Annotated in this window: 14 protein-coding genes and 5 pseudogenes; 11 read left to right on the top strand and 8 right to left on the bottom strand. The window is 67.1% G+C overall.

Annotation, left to right across the window (positions count from 1 at the left end):
- Positions 1–4: 4 nt before the first annotated feature.
- The 3 genes and pseudogenes from ABZY44_RS23365 to ABZY44_RS23355 all read left to right on the top strand — a co-directional run.
- Positions 5–304, top strand: a complete 300-nt coding sequence (locus tag ABZY44_RS23365) for a transposase (RefSeq protein WP_356656833.1) — start codon at positions 5–7, stop codon at positions 302–304.
- Positions 301–1173 (top strand): IS3 family transposase, encoded by an 873-nt coding sequence (locus tag ABZY44_RS23360; RefSeq protein ID WP_356656831.1) that lies wholly within the window; start codon positions 301–303, stop codon positions 1171–1173. Before ABZY44_RS23365 ends, ABZY44_RS23360 begins: the two co-directional genes overlap by 4 nt.
- 694 nt (positions 1174–1867) lie before the next feature.
- Positions 1868–1954: pseudogene (locus ABZY44_RS23355) on the top strand (IS5/IS1182 family transposase); the annotation flags it as partial.
- 16 nt (positions 1955–1970) lie between these two features.
- Here ABZY44_RS23355 and ABZY44_RS23350 read toward each other — a convergent pair.
- Together ABZY44_RS23350 and ABZY44_RS23345 are read right to left on the bottom strand one after the other, a co-directional pair.
- A complete protein-coding gene (locus tag ABZY44_RS23350) occupies positions 1971–2540 on the bottom strand; it encodes a GNAT family N-acetyltransferase (RefSeq protein ID WP_356656829.1) in 570 nt (189 codons plus the stop codon).
- A 151-nt stretch (positions 2541–2691) separates the two neighbouring features.
- Complete coding sequence (locus tag ABZY44_RS23345; RefSeq protein WP_356656827.1) at positions 2692–2838, bottom strand: hypothetical protein; 147 nt, start codon at positions 2836–2838, stop codon at positions 2692–2694.
- 254 nt (positions 2839–3092) lie between these two features.
- Between ABZY44_RS23345 and ABZY44_RS23340 the strand changes: the two genes are divergently transcribed.
- Positions 3093–3503 (top strand): hypothetical protein, encoded by a 411-nt coding sequence (locus ABZY44_RS23340; protein ID WP_356656825.1) that lies wholly within the window; start codon positions 3093–3095, stop codon positions 3501–3503.
- A 182-nt stretch (positions 3504–3685) separates the two neighbouring features.
- Here the strand turns inward: ABZY44_RS23340 and ABZY44_RS23335 are convergent, their stop codons facing one another.
- From ABZY44_RS23335 to ABZY44_RS23325, 3 genes are all read right to left on the bottom strand, one after another.
- Positions 3686–3877 carry a hypothetical protein gene (locus ABZY44_RS23335; protein WP_356656823.1) on the bottom strand — a complete coding sequence of 64 codons (192 nt, stop codon included), beginning with the start codon at positions 3875–3877 and terminating at the stop codon, positions 3686–3688.
- Positions 3878–4144: 267 nt separating this feature from the next.
- Positions 4145–4696: a hypothetical protein gene (locus ABZY44_RS23330; RefSeq protein ID WP_356656821.1), complete on the bottom strand. Its 552-nt coding sequence runs from the start codon at positions 4694–4696 to the stop codon at positions 4145–4147.
- Between the two features lie 76 nt (positions 4697–4772).
- Positions 4773–4985 carry a hypothetical protein gene (locus ABZY44_RS23325; RefSeq protein WP_356656819.1) on the bottom strand — a complete coding sequence of 71 codons (213 nt, stop codon included), beginning with the start codon at positions 4983–4985 and terminating at the stop codon, positions 4773–4775.
- 901 nt (positions 4986–5886) lie between these two features.
- Here ABZY44_RS23325 and ABZY44_RS23320 point away from each other — a divergent pair.
- Positions 5887–6042 (top strand): annotated as a pseudogene (locus ABZY44_RS23320) (HNH endonuclease); the annotation flags it as partial.
- A gap of 43 nt (positions 6043–6085) precedes the next feature.
- On the opposite strand, the gene ABZY44_RS23315 reads toward ABZY44_RS23320, so the two are convergent.
- Positions 6086–6637 (bottom strand): hypothetical protein, encoded by a 552-nt coding sequence (locus tag ABZY44_RS23315; protein ID WP_356656882.1) that lies wholly within the window; start codon positions 6635–6637, stop codon positions 6086–6088.
- Between the two features lie 484 nt (positions 6638–7121).
- Here ABZY44_RS23315 and ABZY44_RS23310 point away from each other — a divergent pair, with 484 nt between their 5' ends.
- Positions 7122–7409, top strand: a complete 288-nt coding sequence (locus ABZY44_RS23310; RefSeq protein ID WP_356656817.1) for a hypothetical protein — start codon at positions 7122–7124, stop codon at positions 7407–7409.
- Positions 7410–8851: 1442 nt separating this feature from the next.
- Here ABZY44_RS23310 and ABZY44_RS23305 read toward each other — a convergent pair.
- The gene (locus tag ABZY44_RS23305) at positions 8852–9610 is read right to left on the bottom strand and encodes an NlpC/P60 family protein (RefSeq protein WP_356656878.1); all 759 of its coding nucleotides are present in this window, start codon (positions 9608–9610) and stop codon (positions 8852–8854) included.
- A gap of 887 nt (positions 9611–10497) precedes the next feature.
- Between ABZY44_RS23305 and ABZY44_RS23300 the strand changes: the two genes are divergently transcribed.
- The 5 genes and pseudogenes from ABZY44_RS23300 (at position 10498) to ABZY44_RS23280 (ending at position 14155) form a co-directional block, all read left to right on the top strand.
- Positions 10498–11511 (top strand): YncE family protein, encoded by a 1014-nt coding sequence (locus tag ABZY44_RS23300; RefSeq protein ID WP_356656815.1) that lies wholly within the window; start codon positions 10498–10500, stop codon positions 11509–11511.
- 200 nt (positions 11512–11711) lie between these two features.
- Positions 11712–12079 (top strand): annotated as a pseudogene (locus tag ABZY44_RS23295) (transposase family protein); the annotation flags it as partial.
- A 37-nt stretch (positions 12080–12116) separates the two neighbouring features.
- Positions 12117–12701: pseudogene (locus ABZY44_RS23290) on the top strand (ISAs1 family transposase); the annotation flags it as partial.
- A 61-nt stretch (positions 12702–12762) separates the two neighbouring features.
- Positions 12763–13633, top strand: a pseudogene (locus ABZY44_RS23285) (transposase); the annotation flags it as partial.
- Positions 13634–13882: 249 nt separating this feature from the next.
- The gene (locus tag ABZY44_RS23280) at positions 13883–14155 is read left to right on the top strand and encodes a hypothetical protein (RefSeq protein WP_356656813.1); all 273 of its coding nucleotides are present in this window, start codon (positions 13883–13885) and stop codon (positions 14153–14155) included.
- 317 nt (positions 14156–14472) lie between these two features.
- Here ABZY44_RS23280 and ABZY44_RS23275 read toward each other — a convergent pair whose 3' ends face one another.
- Entirely contained in the window at positions 14473–14850 is a 378-nt protein-coding gene (locus ABZY44_RS23275; RefSeq protein WP_356656811.1) for a hypothetical protein, read from the bottom strand.
- Between the last annotated feature and the right edge of the window lie 97 nt (positions 14851–14947).

Here is a 14947-nt window from a genome sequence, read left to right as displayed (position 1 = left end):
GAGCATGGGGAAGAAGAAGGTGCGTCCTCGACGCTCGTTCACGGCGGAGTTCAAGGCTGAGATCGTCGGTCTGTGCCGGCGTGGTGACCGTTCGGTCGGCCAGGTGGCCAAGGACTTCGACCTGACCGAGACCGCGGTGCGGAGCTGGGTGCGTCAGGCCGAGGTCGATGCGGGCGATCGGGACGGTCTGACCAGCGGCGAGCGCGAGGAGCTGGCGGTTCTGCGGCGCGAGAACCGCAGGCTGCGGGAGGACGTAGAGGTCCTCAAGCGTGCGACGGCTTTCTTCGCGACGGAGACCCGGTGAACGTGCACCCGTTCATCGAGGCGGAGAAAACTGCAGGTCACAGCGTCAAGAAGGCGTGTGAACTCCTCGAGGTCTCCCGAACCGCCTACTACGCCCGCCGCACTGGCGCTCCGGGTCCCCGCACGGCGCGAGACGCTGAGCTGACCGAGCGGATCACCACCGTGCACCAGCAGTCACGCGGAACCTACGGATCCCCGCGCATTCACGCCGTCCTCAAGCGCGAGGGCGCTGGCTGCGGCCGCAGGCGGGTGGCCCGCCTGATGCGGCAAGCCGGACTCGCCGGCCGCCACCGTCGTCGACGGCACCGCACCACCATCCCCGACCCCCAGGCCGCCACGCGTCCTGACCTGGTCCTCCGCGACTTTCGGCCCGACCCGGCAGCGGTCGACACGCGCTGGTGCGGCGACATCACCTATATCGCCACCGACGAGGGCTGGCTCTACCTGGCCACCGTCATCGACATCGCCTCCCGCTGCGTCGTCGGCTGGGCCACCGCCGACCACCTGCGAACCGAACTCGTCGCCGACGCCCTCGAGGCCGCCTGCCACACCCGCCGCCCGTCCGGCCCGGTGATCTTCCACTCCGACCGAGGCTGCCAATACACCAGCCGTGAACTAGCCGCCCTGGCCTTGCAGTTCGACATCAGGCTGTCCGTCGGCCGCACCGGTCAGTGCTGGGACAACGCGCTCGCGGAATCGTTCTTCTCCACCCTGAGGAACGAGCTGGGCGACACCCACCCCTGGCCCACGAGGACCGCCGCCCACACCGCCATATTCGAGTGGATCGAAAGCTGGTACAACTTGCGACGGCTCCACAGCAGCCTCGGCTACCGCAGTCCCGCCGAATACGAAACCGCCTTGGCGGCCTGACCAACACACCAACGGTGTCCGTCAAAGCGGAACAAGCTCAGAGACTGTCTGGTCGTGCCAGAGATGACGAGTGGGTTGGAGGAGGCCTTGGCTGAGGCGTCGTCTCCTTCGTGGACGCAACGTGTTCGTGCCGGGCGTGACCTTGCTTCCTTCGCTGATGTTCCTGAGGCTGCGGAAACGCTGGTCGGACTGCTGCTGGATGTGGAGGACACGGCGGTGACCCGGCAGACGGCAGAGGCCCTGGCCCGGGTGGGGACGGTCGCTGCCATAAGGCTTATCGCTCTCGCGGTTGCCGGGGCTGACGACAACCAGGCCGACTGGCTGCAGACCGGGGTGCATGACGCGCTCGTGGGACTGGGCGGTGTGCCGGTCGCCGCAGCGGCCTGCGGGAAGCTCGCCCGGGATCCGGAAGAAGCTGTCCGTCGGGGGCCGCGGATATCTCGGCACGGGCAGACGACACAAGGTGCACTTGTGAAGCCGACCTGCAGCGCGCTCGGGACCAGGCCGACGCGGTACTGGCTGCCACGGACCCGCAGCGTCGATAGCCGATCCGCAAGCCAGATACGCCCGGCGGCGAACGCCGGGCGTATCGCCTCGGTGGTGTTTCTGCGTCACTGGTGGAGTGTCGGTTTTCGAGAATTGCAGTATTCGCCCACAGGGCGAGCACCCCCGCGCCCGATCTGGTCACGCCGGCGGTGACAAGATGTAAGGCTCCTGCCGCAACGGGTGCTACCTGCGACGACGTCAGATCAGGCACACGATGCCAGAGCCGAAGAACCAGCCTGGCAGCATCGGACTCAATCGCCTGATCGATTGTCAAGATCCGCGGACAGCGCCGCGTAGATGTACTCGCTGCCCCAGCGATCCCCGTCGAGGTCGTTCTCGACCAGGTGCGCCTCCCGGCGCATCCCGAGGCGCTCACAGACCCGCACAGACCCGGTGTTCTCCACATCCAGCCGTGCGTAGAGCCGGTGCACGCCCAGCGTGTCGAAGGCAAACTCGGCCAGCGCCGCGGCCGCCTCGGTCGCGTAGCCGTGCCCCTCGTGGCCTGGGTCGAGAGTCCAGCCGATCTCGGCCTGGGCGGCGCGGGCATCGGCCAGGCGGAGGCTCACCTCGCCAAGGACGCCGGGCTCATCTCGTCGGCAGACAGCGAGCGACAGCTTGTCCCCGTCGGCGCGCCAAGCCGTCTGCGCCGCACGCTCGGCAGCAACTTGCTGGCTGCGCTCACGCGTGTGCGCCGGCCGGTACAAGTAGCGCGCCACGCTCGGCAGGCTCTGGTAGGCGTACAGGTCGTCGGCGTCGCCGGGAGTGAACAGACGCAGCGACAAGCGGGACGTGGCCAACGGCAGCAGCGAGGCGATGTCCATGCGTACCTCCGGGACGCAGATGTGGATCAAGTTGCGGACGGATTGTCGCATCACGACTGCCCGGCAGCCACACTGTTTCAAGAGCAACGGTCGGCAGCCGCACTGCACCACGAGGCGCGGCATTGCAGGAGTTGTTTACTGACCCACACTCCTAGCCCTGCGGGGCGCCCCGTCTCGCTGCCAAATATTCGGACGTGTTCCCGTCGGCGGGGGCGGCCCAGCGTTCGGCAGTCTTGGCGTGGATGCCGAGCAGGTCGGCGATGACCATGGGCGGCAGGTCTACCAGGGCTTCCCTCATGGCGGTGTTCTGTGCTGCGCGGGCGGACAGACGCCGGGGTCTTCGCGGCGAGCGCGGCCGCGGTACGCCTGCGGGCGGCGGTCCGGCGCTGGAGGGCGTCGAAGGACCGGTGGCCGGCTGCGGTGTCCCAGACGACGAACCCGCCGTCGAGGACCAGGCCGTCGGGCAGCTGGCTGGTGGCCGCGGCCAGATCGGGGAACCCTTGGCAGGTGTGGGCTTCTGATCCAAAAGGGGAAGAGGGGGAGGGGTTTGGGATGGCGGAAGATCCGGCCAGCACCGGTACCAGATTGAACGGCGTAGACGGTGTACCGCCTGGCCTGGTTGCTCCGGGAGGCGGGGGCAGCTTGTTCGGCTCGTCGCCGGCGGAGAAGACCGCGGCGGCGAATACCGTCGAGACCGAGTTGGAGCCCAGTACCAAGAAGGCCGCGGACGGTGCGAAAGAGCTCACGAACGCGGCGGCACGAACCCTTGACGGCTGGGAGACGGCGTCCGGCCTGAAGAAGGTGTCGGAGATGTGGGGCCGGCAGGTCCAGATGCTCATGGGACGTCTGAGCGGTGAGAAAGCCTCCCTGCGCGCTGCCTTGGGGATGTTCGTGCAGAAGGACGTGCAGACGGGTGATGGGCTCCGTGCGCTGGGTCCGAAGTCGAAGCCTGACGGGCTGTAGGGGGGCGGGCGCGTGTTGACGTACCAGGAAGTCATGACGACCGATCTCGGCGTCCTGACGACGGCTGCGGAGAAATGGCAGTCCGTGGCCGTTGATCTGTCGAAGGTGGAAAAGCGCTACGGGGAGACGGTCCAGAAGATCACTTTCGGCCAGAACTGGTTCGGGTTCAGCGTCGAGGCCGCTCACACCAGGTTCGCGACGACACGGCGGGAGTACGGGTCCGCGCAGACGGAGGCGAAGGCTGTAGCCCAGCTTCTGACGGACGCGCACACCGGCTTCGCCGACCTGAAGAAGAAAGTGGAATCGGCGTGGGACGACGCGGTGGCCGCGGGCATGGCGGTCTCGGCGGCGGGCCGCGCGAGCTCCGACTTCACGCGGGTACAGGACCCTGCGCAGGCGCGGGCCCTGCGTCGGGACCCGGACCTCAAGAGCGTCGAGGAGTCCTGGACCGCTCACATCGCCGCTGCGGTTCGGGCCGTGGAGGAGGAAGGATCGCCGCCATCGCGCCGGGAGACCGGTCCATCGCCAGGCCCCGCTCGATCTGGGCAAGGCGGGCACGGGGCTGTGGTGTGGAGGCTGCGGCGATCTCACGGCGGCGCGACGCGGGCAGCGTGCGGTACAGCTGGAGAACCGCAGACTCGTCAGCCCTCCCCATCCTCGGATCCGGAGTCGCCGGCCAGCGCGATCAGCCGTTCTAGCTCATCGAGACCTGTGGTCTTCACCTGTACGGCGCCGCCGTCGGCGCCGGTGATCTCCGTGCGGACAGGGCGGTTCAGACCGAGGAGGTGGCTGCTGCGCTCGATGATGCGCACTGCGCGGTCCACGGCGGCGAGGTCACCGGTTCGGATCGCCGAGCGGTACACGCCGAAGAACAGCCGCTCCAGCCGTTCTGCCATGAGCTTGCGCAGCTCATCGGTGCTCTCGTCCAGTACGGTGCTGCGCTCCGCGAGTGCCTTCGACACGTCTTTGCAGGCGAGTTCGATCAGGCGGCTGTCGCTCGGCGGCTCGGCGCCGCGTCGGTACGCCTCGATGCCGTACCCCTGCGGGTAGGCGATCCGGTCGCTGTTGCTCGCGGGATCCGCGGCGAGCTTGCGGCCGATGGTCAGCCAGTCGACCCCGGCCAGCTTGAGGTCGATGGCGTCGGTACGCCGCTGGGTGATGGCGGCCCGTGCGGCCCGGTTGGGGCGGCCCATGTGCGCAGCTCCTCGAAACCCCCGCGCCGCCCTTCCATGATCCTGTATCGGAGGGCGGCGGCGGGGCTGCGAGCTGCTAGCGGGCGAGCGTCCACTTCGTGAGGCGGTCCACGATCTCCAGGACCGACCTGCGCGCGCTGGCGGAGATGAACGCGAAGAGGAAGAACGACGGGATGAGGGCGACCACCACGACCAACGCGGGCAGCAGGCGCACGACGGTGGTGCAGAAGTCCAGCACGGAGCGGAGGGTCCGGGTCTGGGACATGAGCTCGATCAAACGGTCCAGCAAGGTGCACTCCTCGGATACGCGAGCGGGGTGGCTTGGTGTTCCGCCTGAGGGCATACGTCTCCCTCGGAGGTGCCCGGATGGGCAACCAAGCCAATGTCAAACCCCGCTGGCCCGCGATTCACGAGTCAGCGGCAGGTTTGGTGCTTTCGCCGCATGCGTTGCTCCTTGTGTACTTCACCTTGTGGCCGCGGACAGCAGTCCGGCGGCCAGGTAAATTTAACGGCCGCTGGACTGCCCTTCAAGGGTGCATTTCAGCCGCTGTCTTAAAATGCTCGCAAGCTAATCCCTGAAGGTCAGCTGCGTAGGACCCGGCTGTTCCTCCAGCTGCGACGCCCCTGTGGGCGCTGCCGGGACGTTACAATTCTGCTTCAGCCACCATCCGAACTGCCAGTTTCGGCAAGTCCGAAACAGTCGAGCCTGCCGGAGCGGTTCACTAGCGGGGATGGAGTGCTCGCCCCAGCCGGTGAGCGGCCGCGCGTTCTTGAGCCGCACGCCAAGCCTGGCACGAGAGCGTCCCCCTCCCACTCCTGGCCTGGCGCATGCTCGAAGCCGAGGTGCGCGTTCCTGCCCCGGTCCCACGGGATCGGGAGAGCGCACAGGTACCAGGCCGTCGGCGGATTGTCCGCCGGCAGCAGCAGTGTCTGCCGCCGGAGTCGATGGTCCACGGCTGGCCTGTCGCACTCCGCGAAGGTCTTCAGGCAGTGCTGTGTCAGGTCGACTTGGCGTCCACCGGCGAGCCACATGATGCGGTAGGGATCCCGTGCCTCAATTTCTATGCGAACCCTTTCCGGGTTCGCCCCCAATTCCATTACTTACCCCTCCGGGTTGTCTCCTGAGCGTGGACCGCGAAGACGACCTGCGCGGGCGGACCTTCCGCGCAGGTCGTCTTCGTGGTCTGCCGGCGAATGCCTGGCGTTCGGGGGCCGGTTCCTGGACGGCCGAGCGCCGCAAGGAATTTGCGAGCGACCTCACCCGCCCCCAGCTGCTGGCTGTGTCGGCGGCAACGAACCGGGCCAAGGGCGACCAAGGCCCCGACGAGTGGCAGCCCCCGGCCAGGACCTTGCCGGTGATTTACGGTGCGGGGAGGCGTAAGTGCGAGATTACCAAGGCGGGGTGGGTGTTCCATCGGGATTCAAGCCGTGAGGCCAAAATTGGCAGGCGATGTCAGATAGTGTCGCCTTGGGGGAAACGTGGGGGTGTAAGCCGACATCAAGAAGCTGACGTGCGTAGCTTTTTGCTTCGTTTACTTGCCCGGCCTTCATCCACATCTTGGATAGATAGGCCAGGGTGACAAAGTCTCCATGAGCAGCCGCGTCTCGTGAGAGACGCTTCGCTTCTTCGTGCTGCTCTGACTTTTCCCGGTTTCCGGCCAGGTGAGCCATGAATTGACTGCCTCCGAGTGTGGCTGCTTGTTGTGCGAGGCGTTCGGCGTCACGGTGCTGTCCTGCCTGATCGCGAATGATGGACAGTTTCCCCAGGCCATCCGGGTGCCCGTTGGCGGCTGCTTGTTGCGCGAGGCGTTCGGCTTCCTGGTGTTGTCCGGATCTCTCTAGAATTTCGGCAAGGAACCCCAGAGCATAGGCATTTCCGAGTGTGGCTGTTTGTTGCGCGAGGCGTTCGGCTTCCTGATGCTTCCCCGCTATGGCCCGCATGACGGAGAGATATGTCAGAACGTATGAATCTCGGGGCCCATTTGCTAGTTGTGCGAGCCGTTCCGCTTCGCGAGGCTGTCCGGATTCCTCTCCTCGAAAGAGATGCCAGTCCGTCGCTGTTTCCCAGGGCTGCTGCCTGACGGGCGAGGCGTTCGGCCTCTTGGTGATTCCCTAGCCCATCGAGAAGTTGGGAAAGAAATGCCACGGAATGTGTGTCCCCGTTGGCGGCTGCTTGTCTCGCGAGCCGTTCTGCATCTTCGCCATGCCCGGCTTCCTCACGGAGTCTGGCCAGTTGCGTCAGGCCATAAGGGTCTCCGTAAGCTGCTGCTTCCTGGGCGAACCGCTCCGCCTCTTCAGGATGCCCGGCTTTGTATCGCTCTTCGGCCAGGTGTGTCAGGCCAAAAGTGTCCCCGTGGACGGCTGCTTCACGTGCGACGTTTCCCGCGTTCTGGTGGCGTCCTGCCTGTTCCCACATACGGGTCAAGTGGGTCAGCCCGTGCGGATTCCCGAGGACCGCTGCCTGTTGAGCGAGGTGCTCGGCTTCCTGGTGATGTCCGGCTTCCTCGCGGGCTCGGGAAAGTGCTACCAGGGCTTCGGCGCTGTTGCTGGCGGCGGCTTCTCGCAGCAGGCGGTCCGCTCCTTCTGTGTCTCCCATGATCTCCCGGATCACGGAGAGCTTGTACAGGGACTCGACATTGCCGCGGTCGGCGGCCCGTACGTGGAGGTGGTAGGACCACTGGAGGCGATGGCGTTTCAGCGCGGATTCGGCTAGGCGAGCAAGGTCATCCGGACCCGTGAGGTGCGTGTGCGCAGCGCGCCAGTAGGAGGCGGGCGGGCACAGACGTCGGAGTTCGTCTTGGCCATGCTGTTCCAGGTAGTCAGCCAGCTGGTACATCGCCGGCTGCGGTACAGGCAGGGCGACTGGCGAGCCAGGCCGCTGGTCGGTGACACGGGCACGGACTTGGCCCAGAGGGGCTAGACCGCCGTGTACCGGGCGGGTGAGCTCGTCCAGGGCCTTGTCACACCAGCTGTCGGGGAGGACGTTGTGCTCGTCGTCGTCGAGATAGCCGATGGCGGCGTCCGTGAGGAAGCTCAGCGGTAGGTGCAGTCCGGCGCCGAGACGCCGCGCGTCCATGGCGGTGCGCAGTATCGCGCGCGCGGCCGGAGTGGCCCTTTTGTAGCAGCGGAGCAGCTCAGGGGCGCCGGCGAGGTGCTGGGTCAGGCGTCCCTTGCGGATGCGCGGCAGCGCGTCTGCAAGGTGTCGGTCGCCTGCCGCGGCAAAGGACTCAGCTTGGGTGAGAGCGTCTTCGTCGAAGCTGTCGGGGACGGTGTGAAGCCGGCCCGTCAGCAGCTCCCGCACACGCGTGTGTGGGTCCGGACTTCCAGGGCGCGGGGAAGCCATGTAGTTGCGCTCGTACTCGGGCCAGAGTGTTCCCAGTACGAGAACCGGGCTACGGGCGGGATCGGTGAGCAAGGTGTGCAGGGCGGCGGCGATCCGTTCGCCAGTGCCATCCGAAGCGGCCCCGAGGTAGTGCTGGGCCTCGTTCAGCCACACCACGGTGCGTGAACTCACGCGTTCCAGGTCCATGAGCGCCGCGTCAGCCCTGGTGGGGTCAAACGGGTGCCATAGCCGCCATTCGGCATCGGCCAGCGGCTGCACGGCTTCCCAGCATGCGCGGGTTTTACCGGTGGAGGACGGGCCTACTAGCACCACCATCCCACTGCGCCCGGCCACCGCCGCGGTCACGGTGTCGGCGAGCACTTGGTCGTGGGCTCGCGCCACGTATCTGGGGAGTGAGCCTCGCCCAGGGGCGACCGCCGTCCACGTGTCCGGTTGGGGGAGATCTGCGGCGGGATGTACTTCAAGGTCGTGTGGGTCCCAGTCCGTGATCAGCTTTCCCACTCCAGGCGCCTCCGGCTCGCTCGTCGCCCTGCTCCGCAGGTCCAGCAGTTCCTGAACGTCCAGTCCAAGAACCTTGCCCAGCTTGCTGAGAGTCCGGGTGGACGGGATGTTGTCCGGCTTGGCGTTGAGCGCCCGGGAAACGACCGTCCTGCCAAGTTCTGCGCGGCTGGCCAGTAGTTCCACGGTCCGCCCCCAGGTCGCGAACCCTTCCTGAAGTCGTTGGCGTAAGGCGTTGAGGGCGGCCTGCTGTACCTCTGAGATCTGCTCGCTCAAGCGCTGCTCCCCTTCCCTCCTGCAGCGTTCAATGATGTTCATCCTCGTATGCGTGAACCCTGGCGAACACTCCCACCGCCAGATTCGGCGGCAGACAGCAACTTCATTCCGCTGAAGAGGAGTACACGATGGCTGGGCACCTGCCCCTGATCTTGCTCACCACCGCCGTTGTCGTTCTGGTTGCAGTTTTGGCCGGTGTCGCTGGCGGTTACCTTGCCCGACGTGATGGAGCCACCTACCCGGCGGCAGTCACCCGCGCTGGGGCTGTATTTGCTGCCACGCTCACCCTGGCAGCCGTGATCACCGCAGCCTTTGCTTCCCTCGCTGGATAGCTTGCGTGACGCTTGCTGCCTCACCCAGCGTGTTTTCACGTGACTACACCTGGGTGGCCTCGGTAGTCCGCGGCCAGCATCGCCGGGTCGAGCGGGACGACCTCGACCTGGCGGCCGGTGCGGGGGGCGTGGAGGACCCGGTCGCCGCCTGCGTAGAGGCCGACGTGGTAGATGGACCCGTTCCGGTGGCCAGAAGAGCAGGTCGCCGGGACGGAGTTCGCCGCGGGAGACGGGTCGGTGGGCTGTGGCCTTGTACTGTGCGGCGGCGGTGCGGGGGAGCTGGGTGTGCGGCCAGTAGGCGTACTGGACCAGGCTGCTGCAGTCGAAGCCGACGGTGGAAGAGTCCGCGCAGCGCCCGCGCACGTATCCGTTGCCGTCGTCGCAGGAGCCCGGGCCGGGACCGGCTGGGCTGCCGCCGCCGTAGGCGTACGGGGTGCCGGTCCGAGCGGCGGCCCGACGCAGCATCTGTGAGCCGACCCCGCTGCCGCCCACGTTCAGCAGGGGAGCGCCCTCGTAGTCCTGCATCATCTTCATGATGTTGATGACGTAGTTGTAGGTCTGGCCCTCGGAGAAGGACTTGGGCGGGACGCCGCCGAAGCGAAGGACGGCGCCCCAGCCGGCGTTGTAGCCGGCGAGCGCCAGGTGACGGACGTCGTCTTTGAGGCCGGAGGCCTTGGCGTCGCCCAGCGGACATCAGCGGCCTGCCCATCCGACGGCACCTTGAGCCTTTTCCATCCTCACTCCGAGCTGGTCAGATGCAGGGTGAGGACGGCCTGGACGAGGCTGGTGATCCGGGTGTCTGCATGTGGCGCTCCGCTTCCTGGAGGGCCCGCTGGTGCTTCCGCGGCTTCCGGGGGCCCGCCCGCGCGGGGGCCTGAGGTCGCCGGCCAGCAAAGCCTGGTGAGAGCACCGGGGTAGGCGTTTTCGGCGCACTCGAGCAGGTGCAGGAGGACTGCGAGTTCGCACGGGCGGAGATGCAGGTGGGTCAGGGTGACTGCCGCGCCGGAGACCGGTGCCCGGCGCACACGGCTCTCGTAGGCTCGTCTGTGCAGTTCCGCGAATCGGATCCGGGGGCTTCGAACTGACCGGGCTGGGCGGGGAGGTAGGCGGCTGTTCGCTTCCGCCGGTGTGCGACTCCGGGTGACGGTCGAAGGCCCAGTGCCATCCCGCGTCGCGTGCTGCGCAGGCTGGCACTCTTCCGGGTGACTGACGTACAGATCCGCTGACGGCTGGTCAGTCGCGGCGGTACACCGGGTGGCACGAGAGACCATCACGTCGATCCGGAGGTCCACGTGCACTTTCAGCGATCCGCTGTACGGCGAACCGTCGCGGTAGCCATCACGTTAGGGCTGGTGCTCCTGGCACCTGCGCCTGCCACGGCCGCCCCGCACCCGCGGAAGCCGCAACGGCAGGTCTACGCCTACGTCACCAGCCTCGACGGCCACGTGTACCCGATCGACACGAGGACCAACAAGGTCCAGGGGCTCGGGACCACCGCCGTCGGCGGCGGCCCCGAGCAGGTCGCGGTCACCCCCGACGGCGCCAGTCTTTACGTGACCAACGCCTTCAAGTACGTGTCGGCGGTCAACATCGCCAAGAAGAGCGTCACGGACATCCCCTTCGACAAGGACGAACTCTCTCCCGACCTCCTCTACGGGGAAGCGATCGCCCCGGACGGCAAGCACGTCTACGTGGCCGTGCAGAACCCCTTCGACGGGGACAAGGTGTCGGTGATCGACACCGCCACCAACCAGGTCTCTGCCACCATCAAGACCAGCAGGCCCGACCAGGTGGTGATCAATCCCGGCGGCAAGCGCCTCTACGTGGCCGACAGCAAGGGCAGCCTGTCCGTGATCAACACCGCCGACAACCAGGTCATCGCCACCATCCGCCTCAACGAAGCGGCCAACGGCATGGCGGTCACCCCTGACGGCAAGCGCCTTTACGTGACCGGGAGCAGCGGCACCGTCTCGGTGGTCAACCTCGTGAAGCAGAAGATCGTCCGCACCATCCCCGGTGCCGGCACGGGCGGGCTGACGATCAGTCCCAACGGCAAGCGGGCCTACGTGGTCGGCGTCGACAACAAGATCAGGCAGGGCAAGGTGTCGGTGATCAACCTGACCACCGACAAGGTCACCAAGACCATCCCCATCGGCGACATCCCGCCGGACACCGGGTCAGGCAGGTACTTCCGTCCCACGGAGGTGGCCTTCACCCCCGACGGCAAGAGCGCCTACGTGGTCGGCTCCTACGGCAACGGGACACCTCAGGGAACCGTGTTCGCGATCAACACCGCAACTAACGCCGTGACCCCCATCACCGTCGGCGCCGGCGACACCATGGGGGTAGCCGTCGGTCGACTGTGACGGCGACACGAGCGCTCGGCAGATCCAGGCGCCACGCGCTTCCTGCCGACGAAATCCGAACCTGACGCCTTTGCCTCCAACGGCACCCAATCAGCCTCTTCCAACCTGCTGGGTGGATTGGGCAGTTGGGCTGACAGGCGGCTGAAGCCCCTGGTAGATGAGTTTTCGACCAAGAGAACCGTCTCCACCAGGGGCTTCATGTGCTTGTCCACCCGTCCGGCATTGACGTGTCCACCTCGGCCCTGCGCCTGCTGTCCCAGCAGCTGCGCGCTCGGCGCAACGAGCGCGGGACCCGATGGCGGCGCCTGACCGCTGGACGCCAGGCGCTGCTCGCCTCGCCCATCTGCGGTGCGGGCACACCTACGCCCAGCTCGCGGCCGGGTTCGGAGTCGGCACCACCACCGCCTACCGGTACGTGGTCGAGGCCGTCGAGCTGCTGACTGCGCTCGCCCCCACCCTGGCCGAGGCAGTCCGCGCCGCGGCCGGGAAGGCGTACGTCATCCTCGACGGCACCTTGCTGCCGATCGACCGGATCGCCGCCAACCGGCCCTTCTGCAGCGGCAAGCACCCTGCCACCGTGCGGCGTCTGCTGCAACGCGTCGACGGTGACGCACTGGACACGGCGATCAGCGCATACCTGCAGGCCAGGGCGGCACCTGGGCCCTTGCCGGCAGGGGGAGCGGCCGGTGCGACGTGTCATCGCGGTCGACGGCAAGGTGGTCCGCGGCTCGCGCACCAGGACCGCCGCGGCGATCGGGCTGCTGGCCGCGATGGAGCACCACGGCGTGGTCCTGGCCCAGCGGCAGGTCGCCTCCATAAGCAACGAGATCCCCTCGTTCCAGCCCCTGCTGGACCCCCTGGACCTGGCGGATGCTGTGCCGACCACCGATGCACTGCACACTCAGCGCGGTCACGGCACCTACCTGACAAGCCGCGGTGCCCACTACCTGGCTGTCGCCAAGAAGAACCATCCCGGCCTGCACGAACAGGTCAGGAAGCTGCCCTGGAAGGACATCCCGCTCGGGCACCGAACCCGTGCCCGGGCCCATCACCGCGACGAGATCCGCCGGCTCAAGGCCGCCGCGTTCGCCCACCTCGACTACCCCGGCGTCCGCCAGGCGATCCAAGTGGTCAGGTGGCGGCGCGAGATGAGCACCGGCAAACTGACCATCGAGCGTGTCTACCTGATCACCAGCCTGAGCGTCTTCGACGCCACCAGCGCAGAGCTCTCCACCTGGATCAGGGGCCACGGGGGTGAGCCGAGCCGTGGAGACCTGCGTCGCCGCCCACCGCGACTGCCTGCGCGCCCCGTCGCCCAGCGGCATGCTGCCGGAGACCACCCGGCTGAACTCCGGTCAGCCGCAGGACGGCTCGGCACCCGTGGGCCGACGGGCCGAGCGCAAGAAGGCAGCACACGTCCTGGTCCGCGAGTTGCTTACCCAAGGCCACTCACGCCGGGCGATCGCCCGGCACCTGGGCTGGGGCCTCAACACCGTCCTGCGGTACGCGAACGCCGCACGCTGGCAGGACACCATCCGCGACCACCGGCCCCGACCCAGCAGGCTGGACCCCTACAAGCCCTACGTGGAACGACGGTTCGCCGGGGGATGTACCAGCGTCACCCGTCTCCGCAGTGAACTTGCTGCCGCCAGCGCGCCCGTCACCTACCAGATGGTCCGCGCCCACATCGCCAGCCTCCGCGGAGCTCCGGCCGGCGCGCGGCCGCGGCCGCCGTCGGTACGGCAGGTGGCCGGCTGGCTCACCCGACACCCCACCAAATCTGAGCGAGGACGACCGCGCCGGCCTGAAGAATGTCCTGACGCGCTGCCCCGAACTGGACGCAGCCGCCAGGCATGTCCGCGACTTCGGCGAGATACTCAGCAACCGTCTGGGTGCCACGCTTCCTGCCTGGATCGACTCGGTCGACGCCAGCCAGCTACCCGGCCTCACCGGCTTCGCACTCCATCTGCACCGAGACTTCGACGCCGTGACAGCCGGACGCACACCGGACTGGAGCTCCGGCGGCATCGAGGGAGCCGTGAACCGCATCAAGAAGATCAAGAGGCAGCTCTACGGCCGAGCCGGCTTCGAGCTTCTCCGCAAAATGATCCTGCTTCAGTGACCTCAAGCGTCATGAACCAGTCGACCCGGCCCAGCAAACCCGGTCGCCGCAGGCTACTGGGGCTCGTAGCCTCTCGCTGTGACGGATAAGACTGAGACGCGAGACGCCTTCAAGAATCGATGCGCCAACGCCGCACGCACACTCTCATCATGCGTCGGCTACTCCGTCAGTCGCATCTCGTTCGACGCCTTCGCCGAGGAAGACTCCCTGGAGATCACTCTCAGGTAGGGGCCATGGAAGCCGGACGTAGTGATCTCCCTCTCCAACCTCCACCACGTCTCGGTCGACAAGCCCCCGCAGATCGGTGGCAGTTTCATCGACGAGATCTCCCTGATCCACCTCCCGGCGCTACCGCACCCGTGGCCTGCGGACACCGTTGACCGTGTCCGGCGGTTCGACGGACTCTGCGAGCTCGCATGGCTGCGGATCGTTGGACCGGCCGAAATTGAGGCTGTCGCCTCGATCGTGACCATCTACACCGCGATGAGCGATGACCGGGCCTCAATCGTTCAAACCCCTTGAGATGACGGCCGCAGCGTCACTCCCGACTGATAGCCAGCAAGGCGTACCGCTTCACTCGGACCGTGTCCTCGCAATCGAACATCGAGGTGACACTCCGCGACGACTCCCCAAGAACTGTGCCAGAACCGAGTTTCGGCGCCGATTGTTCAGGGCTTTGGGAGGCGCCCAGATCGGGCCGGAGTCGATGTTCACGAGCACGGGTTCTGGCTCAACTTCTGTGGTGACGGGCCGATGGTCGGGCGCAGGGGGATGCGGGGTGGTCCCACGAAGTCATGCGTGCGCACGTGAATACGCCCCTACGGCTCACAGCTACGCCCCTACCCCGAACCCTGTCCCCAAGGTCTGGCTCCCTCCGGGTCAAGGGAGTCCGCTCGGGTGCGGAGGTCCTCGGCGATGTCGTCCCAGGAAGGGCCGTGTGCCTCAAGGTTGAGGGCCGCCTCGCGCATCATCGCCGGGTCGTCGGGCCGCTGGAGCAGAATCAGCCGGTAGGCGAGGTTGCGGACCCACACGGGCAGGAGGCCGTCGACCAAGTGAGGGCAGAGCTCACGCAGCATGGCGAGGATCGCCTCGGCATCGGCAAAGGTCAGCTCTTCCGCGAAGTACATCCAGTGGTGCTCTCGGGCTTCGCACTCAGGCGTCGGGCCGTACTCGTCGCCCCAGACGCACCGCGCGTGCTCCGTAAGGGTGGTGTGCATGCGTCGAACGCTACGCGAGGGTTGATCTGACCTGGTCACCTCGATGGGTATGGCATCAGCTCGCCACCACAGAAGTTGTGCCAGAACCCGAGTTCCG

The organism is Streptomyces sp. NPDC006544 (assembly GCF_040611715.1).
Classification (GTDB): Bacteria; Actinomycetota; Actinomycetes; order Streptomycetales; family Streptomycetaceae; genus Streptomyces.
Note: the sequence above shows the minus strand (reverse complement) of the source record. Positions and strands in the feature narration are given on the sequence as shown.

What these genes read in the sequence shown, in the direction of transcription:
- ABZY44_RS23350 (WP_356656829.1), bottom strand. Translation starts at nt 2,540, where the DNA reads ATGGACATCGCCTCGCTGCTGCCGTTGGCCACGTCCCGCTTGTCGCTG.
- ABZY44_RS23305 (WP_356656878.1), bottom strand. Translation starts at nt 9,610, where the DNA reads ATGCTGCGTCGGGCCGCCGCTCGGACCGGCACCCCGTACGCCTACGGC.
- ABZY44_RS23330 (WP_356656821.1), bottom strand. Translation starts at nt 4,696, where the DNA reads ATGGGCCGCCCCAACCGGGCCGCACGGGCCGCCATCACCCAGCGGCGT.
- ABZY44_RS23340 (WP_356656825.1), top strand. Translation starts at nt 3,093, where the DNA reads ATGGCGGAAGATCCGGCCAGCACCGGTACCAGATTGAACGGCGTAGAC.
- ABZY44_RS23345 (WP_356656827.1), bottom strand. Translation starts at nt 2,838, where the DNA reads ATGAGGGAAGCCCTGGTAGACCTGCCGCCCATGGTCATCGCCGACCTG.
- ABZY44_RS23365 (WP_356656833.1), top strand. Translation starts at nt 5, where the DNA reads ATGGGGAAGAAGAAGGTGCGTCCTCGACGCTCGTTCACGGCGGAGTTC.
- ABZY44_RS23275 (WP_356656811.1), bottom strand. Translation starts at nt 14,850, where the DNA reads ATGCACACCACCCTTACGGAGCACGCGCGGTGCGTCTGGGGCGACGAG.
- ABZY44_RS23315 (WP_356656882.1), bottom strand. Translation starts at nt 6,637, where the DNA reads ATGCGGGCCATAGCGGGGAAGCATCAGGAAGCCGAACGCCTCGCGCAA.